Raw genomic sequence first — 5,489 nt, 5'->3', positions numbered from 1 at the left:
GTGCTGATCTCGCTGCAGCGCGTCGCCGTCGGCTTCGGCCTGGCGGCGGTCGTCGGCGTCGCGCTCGGTGCGCTGGTCGGCCAGTCGATCTGGGCGATGCGCGGCCTCGACCCGGTGTTCCAGATCCTGCGCACGGTGCCGCCGCTGGCCTGGCTGCCGCTGTCGCTGGCGGCGTTCCGTGATTCCAGCCCGTCGGCGATCTTCGTCATCTTCATCACCTCGATCTGGCCAATCATCATCAACACCGCGGTCGGCGTGCGCAACATTCCCGAGGACTACCGCAACGTCTCGCGCATCCTGCGGCTCAACCAGTTCGAATTCTTCGTCAAGATCATGGTGCCGGCCGCCGCGCCTTACATCTTCACCGGCTTGAGGATCGGCATCGGCCTGTCCTGGCTCGCCATCGTCGCCGCTGAAATGCTGACTGGCGGCGTCGGCATCGGCTTCTTCATCTGGGATGCGTGGAACTCGTCGCGGCTGCCCGACATCATCGTCGCGCTCGCCTATATCGGCGTCACCGGCTTCTGCCTCGACCGGCTGGTCGCGGCGGTCGGCGCCTTCGTCACCCGCGGCACAACGGCAAAGTGAGGAGAGGGGCGATGACGGCCTATCTGAAGCTCGACCATATCGACAAATCCTTCACGCGTGGTGCCCAGGTCAGCGAGGTGTTGAAGGACATCAGGCTGACCATCGACAAGGGCGAATTCGTCTCCATCATCGGCCATTCCGGCTGCGGCAAGTCGACCCTGCTCAATCTGATCGCCGGGCTGACCAAGGTGTCGGCCGGCGCCGTGCTGCTCGAGGACAAGGAGGTCGACAGCCCTGGACCGGAACGCGCCGTGGTGTTCCAGAACCACTCGCTGCTGCCGTGGCTGACCGTCTACGAAAACATCAACCTGGCGGTGTCGAAGGTCTTCGGCCGTTCGAAGAGCAAAGTCGAGCGGCATGACTGGATCATGCGCAATCTCGACCTCGTGCAGATGGCGCATGCCAAGGACAAGCGCCCGGCGGAAATCTCCGGGGGCATGAAGCAGCGCGTCGGCATCGCCCGGGCGCTGGCGATGGAGCCGAAGATCCTGCTGCTCGACGAGCCGTTCGGCGCGCTCGATGCGCTGACGCGGGCCCATCTGCAGGACGCGGTGATGGACATCCATTCCAGGCTCGGCTCAACGACGATCATGATCACCCATGACGTCGACGAGGCGGTGCTGCTCTCCGACCGCATCGTCATGATGACCAATGGCCCGGCGGCGACCATCGGCGAAGTGCTTGCCGTGCCGCTGGCGCGGCCGCGCCGGCGCGTCGAACTCTCTTCCGACCGGACCTTCCTGCGCTGCCGCGAGGCGGTTCTGAAGTTCCTCTACGAACGCCACCGCTTCGTCGAAGCCGCGGAGTAGCACCATGAGCGAAAGACTTGTCATCATCGGCAATGGCATGGCCCCCGGGCGCATGCTGGAGCACCTGCTGGAACAGGCTCCGGGCCGCTACACCGTCACTATCTTCAACGCCGAGCCGCGCGTCAATTACGACCGCATCATGCTGTCGCCGGTGCTGTCGGGCGAGAAGGCCTATGAGGAGATCATCATCCATGGCGACGGCTGGTACATCGCCAACAACATCACCCTCTACAAGGGCCACAAGATCGTTGCCATCGACCGGACGGCGAAGACCGTCACCTCCGATCATGGCGTCACCGAGCCCTACGACAAGCTCGTCATCGCCACCGGCTCGGTACCGTTCATCATTCCGGTGCCGGGCCATGACCTGCCGGGGGTGCTGACCTATCGCGATCTCGATGACGTGCAGGCGATGATGCTCGCTGCCCAGTCGCGGGCGAAGGCGGTGGTCATCGGCGGCGGCCTGCTGGGTCTGGAAGCGGCGGCGGGCCTCAACGCGCAAGGCATGGACGTCACCGTGCTGCATGTCATGCCGACCTTGATGGAGCGCCAGCTCGATCCGGCCGCCGGCTATCTCTTGCAGCGTGCGGTGGAGCAGCGCGGCATCAAGGTCATCACCAAGGCCAACACCCAGGCGATCACCGGCAACGGCAAGGTCGGGCAGGTGGAACTTGCTGACGGCACCATTATCCCAGCAACGCTTGTGGTGATGGCCGTCGGCATCAGGCCGAATTCGGCGCTGGCCAAACAGGCCGGCATCGCCGTTAACAGGGGCATCGTCGTCGATGCCGGCATGCGCAGCAACGATCCCGACATCTACGCGCTCGGCGAATGTGCCGAGGTCAACGGCCAGGTCTATGGCCTCGTCGCGCCGCTCTACGAGATGGCGCGCGTCACAGCCAGCCAGCTTGCCGGCAACGAAGCGGCGGCCTTCGTCCATATGGACACGCCGACCAAGCTCAAGGTCACCGGCATCGACCTGTTCTCGCTCGGCGACTTCGCCGAGGGCGAGGACCGCCAGGAGATCGTGCTGCGCGATGCGGCGGCCGGCGTCTACAAGCGACTTGTGCTGAAGGACGACCGCATCATCGGCACCGTGCTCTATGGCGAGACGGCGGACGGCGCCTGGTTCAACGATCTCAAGAAAAAGCAGACCGACATATCCGAGATGCGCGATACGCTCATCTTCGGCCAGTCCTACCAGGGGGGTGCCCCGCTGGACCCTATGGCGGCCGTTGCAGCCTTGCCGGATGATGCGGAGATCTGCGGCTGCAACGGCGTTTGCAAGGGGAAGATCACCGGCGCGATCACGGCCAAGGGCCTGACCTCGCTCGACGACGTGCGCGCCCACACCAAGGCCTCGGCCTCCTGCGGCTCCTGCACCGGGCTGGTCGAGAAGCTGATGGTGCTGACCATCGGCGACAAATACAATCCAGCGGCGGTGCAGCCGATGTGCGGCTGCACGACGCTCGGTCATGACGAGGTCCGCCGGCTGATCATCGCCAAGCGCCTGAAGACCATTCCCGCCGTCATGCAGGAACTGGAATGGACGACCTCCTGCGGCTGTGCCAAATGCCGGCCGGCGCTCAATTACTATCTCGTCTGCGACTGGCCGGACGACTACGCCGACGACTACCAGTCGCGCTTCATCAACGAGCGCGTCCACGCCAACATCCAGAAGGATGGCACCTATTCGGTGGTGCCGCGCATGTGGGGCGGGGTGACCAATGCCGCTGAACTGCGCGCCATCGCCGACGTTGTCGACAAGTTTGAAATCCCGATGGTCAAGGTCACCGGCGGCCAGCGCATCGACATGCTCGGCATCCGCAAGGAAGACCTGCCGGCGGTGTGGGCCGATCTCGGCCAGGCCGGCTTCGTCTCCGGCCACGCCTATGCCAAGGGGTTGCGCACGGTGAAGACCTGCGTCGGCTCGGACTGGTGCCGCTTCGGCACGCAGGATTCGACGGGCCTCGGCATCCGCATCGAAAAATTCATGTGGGGCTCGTGGACGCCGGCCAAGGTCAAGATGGCGGTGTCGGGTTGCCCCAGGAATTGCGCCGAGGCGACCTGCAAGGATGTCGGCGTGATCTGCGTCGACTCCGGTTACGAGATCCATTTTGCCGGCGCGGCCGGCCTCGACATCAAGGGCACCGAAGTACTCGGCCTGGTCAGAACCGAGGACGAGGCGCTGGAGCATATCGTGGCGCTGACGCAGATGTACCGCGAGCAGGGCCGCTACCTCGAGCGCATCTACAAATGGGCCAAGCGCATCGGCATCCCCGAGATCAAGCGCCAGATCATGGACGATGGCGACAAGCGCAAGGCCTATTACGAGCGCTTCGTCTTCAGCCAGAAATTCGCCCAGGTCGACCCGTGGTCCGAACGCGTTTCCGGCAAGGACAAGCACGAATTCCGGCCAATGGCCTCGGTCGGTTTTGCGCAGGCGGCGGAGTGAGCGTGATGAACTGGATATCGATAGGCTCTCTCTCCGACATCCCTCGCCGCGGCGCGCGCTGCGTCGCCACGCCGGAAGGAAAAATCGCGGTCTTCCGCACCCAGGACGATCAGGTCTACGCTATCGACGATCATTGCCCGCACAGAGGCGGACCGCTCAGCCAGGGCATCGTGCACGGCACGGCGGTGACCTGTCCCTTGCACAATTGGGTGATTTCGCTGGAAACGGGCAAGGCGCTCGGCGCCGACGAGGGCGCGGTGCGCACCATTCCGGTGCGGATCGAAGGCGAGCATCTGTTCATTGCGCTGGAAGCGCTGGCCAGCCGCGCGGCCTGACCCCATGGAGATCGATGAAGCGCGCGAGGTGAGGACCACCTGCCCCTATTGCGGGGTGGGCTGCGGCGTGCTGGCGAAGGTCGCCGCGGACGGGCAAGTGTCCGTGCGCGGCGACCCCGACCACCCGGCCAATTTCGGCCGGCTCTGCTCCAAGGGCTCGGCACTGGCCGAGACCATCGATCTCGACGGCAGGCTGCTTCATCCGGAGATCCACGGCCGCCGCGCCGGCTGGGACGAGGCGCTCGACCTCGTCGCCTCGACCTTCTCGCAAACCATCGCCGAGCACGGGCCCGATGCGGTCGCCTTCTATGTCTCCGGCCAGTTGCTGACCGAGGACTACTACGTCGCCAACAAGCTGATGAAGGGCTTTGTGGGCTCCGCCAACATCGACACCAATTCGCGCCTGTGCATGGCCTCTTCGGTCGCCGGCCACCGCCGCGCTTTCGGCTCCGACACCGTGCCCGGAACCTATGACGATCTGGAGCTTGCCGACCTGATCGTGCTGGTCGGCTCCAATCTCGCCTGGTGCCATCCGGTGCTCTACCAGCGCATCGCGGCTGCCCGGGAAAAGCGGCCGGAGATGAAGATCGTTCTGGTCGACCCGCGTCGCACCATGACCGCTGACATTGCTGATATGCATCTGGCGATCGCGCCGGATGGCGACGTCGCTTTGTTCACCGGGCTGCTCGCCTACCTCGGCCAGCACAATGCACTCGACCGAACCTACATCACGACGCACACGACGGGCTTCGGGCAAGCGCTTTTCGCCGCCTCCGTGCTCGACCTGGCCGGCCTCGCCGCTGCCACGGGCCTGAGCGAGGACGAGCTTGGCCGGTTCTACAGCCTGTTCGCGGCGACCTCCAAGACGGTAACCGTCTACAGCCAGGGGGTGAACCAGTCGTCTTCGGGCACCGACAAGGTCAACGCCATCATCAACTGTCATCTCGCCACCGGCCGCATCGGCAAGCCCGGCGCAGGGCCGTTTTCGGTGACCGGCCAGCCCAACGCCATGGGCGGGCGCGAGGTCGGCGGCATGGCCAACATGCTGGCCGCCCATATGGAGATCGAAAACCCCGAGCATCGCGACCGCGTGCAGCGCTTCTGGAACGCGCCGGCCGTTGCCGGAAAGCCCGGCCTGAAGGCAGTCGAGATGTTCAAGGCGGTTGCCGACGGGCACATCAAAGCGCTGTGGATCATGGCCACCAACCCGGTCGATTCGATGCCGGACGCCGATGCCGTCGAAGCGGCGATCAAGGCGTGCCCGTTCGTGGTGGTGTCGGACGTGCTGGCCCGGACCGATAC

5 protein-coding genes are annotated in these 5,489 nt (G+C 65.1%); all 5 read left to right on the top strand.

The window, feature by feature from the left end; genetic code table 11:
• On the top strand, positions 1 to 588 hold a 588-nt coding region (gene ntrB / locus EN914_RS22375), incomplete at its 5' end, for a nitrate ABC transporter permease (RefSeq protein ID WP_127389265.1).
• 11 nt (positions 589 to 599) lie between these two features.
• Positions 600 to 1,397 carry an ABC transporter ATP-binding protein gene (locus EN914_RS22370; RefSeq protein WP_013530459.1) on the top strand — a complete coding sequence of 266 codons (798 nt, stop codon included), beginning with the start codon at positions 600 to 602 and terminating at the stop codon, positions 1,395 to 1,397.
• Positions 1,398 to 1,401: 4 nt separating this feature from the next.
• Positions 1,402 to 3,852, top strand: a complete 2,451-nt coding sequence (nirB, locus tag EN914_RS22365; RefSeq protein ID WP_024503965.1) for a nitrite reductase large subunit NirB — start codon at positions 1,402 to 1,404, stop codon at positions 3,850 to 3,852.
• 5 nt (positions 3,853 to 3,857) lie between these two features.
• Positions 3,858 to 4,187 carry a nitrite reductase small subunit NirD gene (gene nirD, locus EN914_RS22360; protein WP_024503964.1) on the top strand — a complete coding sequence of 110 codons (330 nt, stop codon included), beginning with the start codon at positions 3,858 to 3,860 and terminating at the stop codon, positions 4,185 to 4,187.
• A gap of 4 nt (positions 4,188 to 4,191) precedes the next feature.
• Positions 4,192 to 5,489 (top strand): molybdopterin-dependent oxidoreductase (locus EN914_RS22355; RefSeq protein ID WP_164778847.1); only part of this gene is annotated, 1,298 nt, incomplete at its 3' end.

This window comes from Mesorhizobium sp. M7A.F.Ca.CA.001.08.2.1 (assembly GCF_003998455.1).
Classification (GTDB): Bacteria; Pseudomonadota; Alphaproteobacteria; order Rhizobiales; family Rhizobiaceae; genus Mesorhizobium; species Mesorhizobium ciceri.
This window is presented reverse-complemented; position numbering and strand designations above follow the sequence as displayed.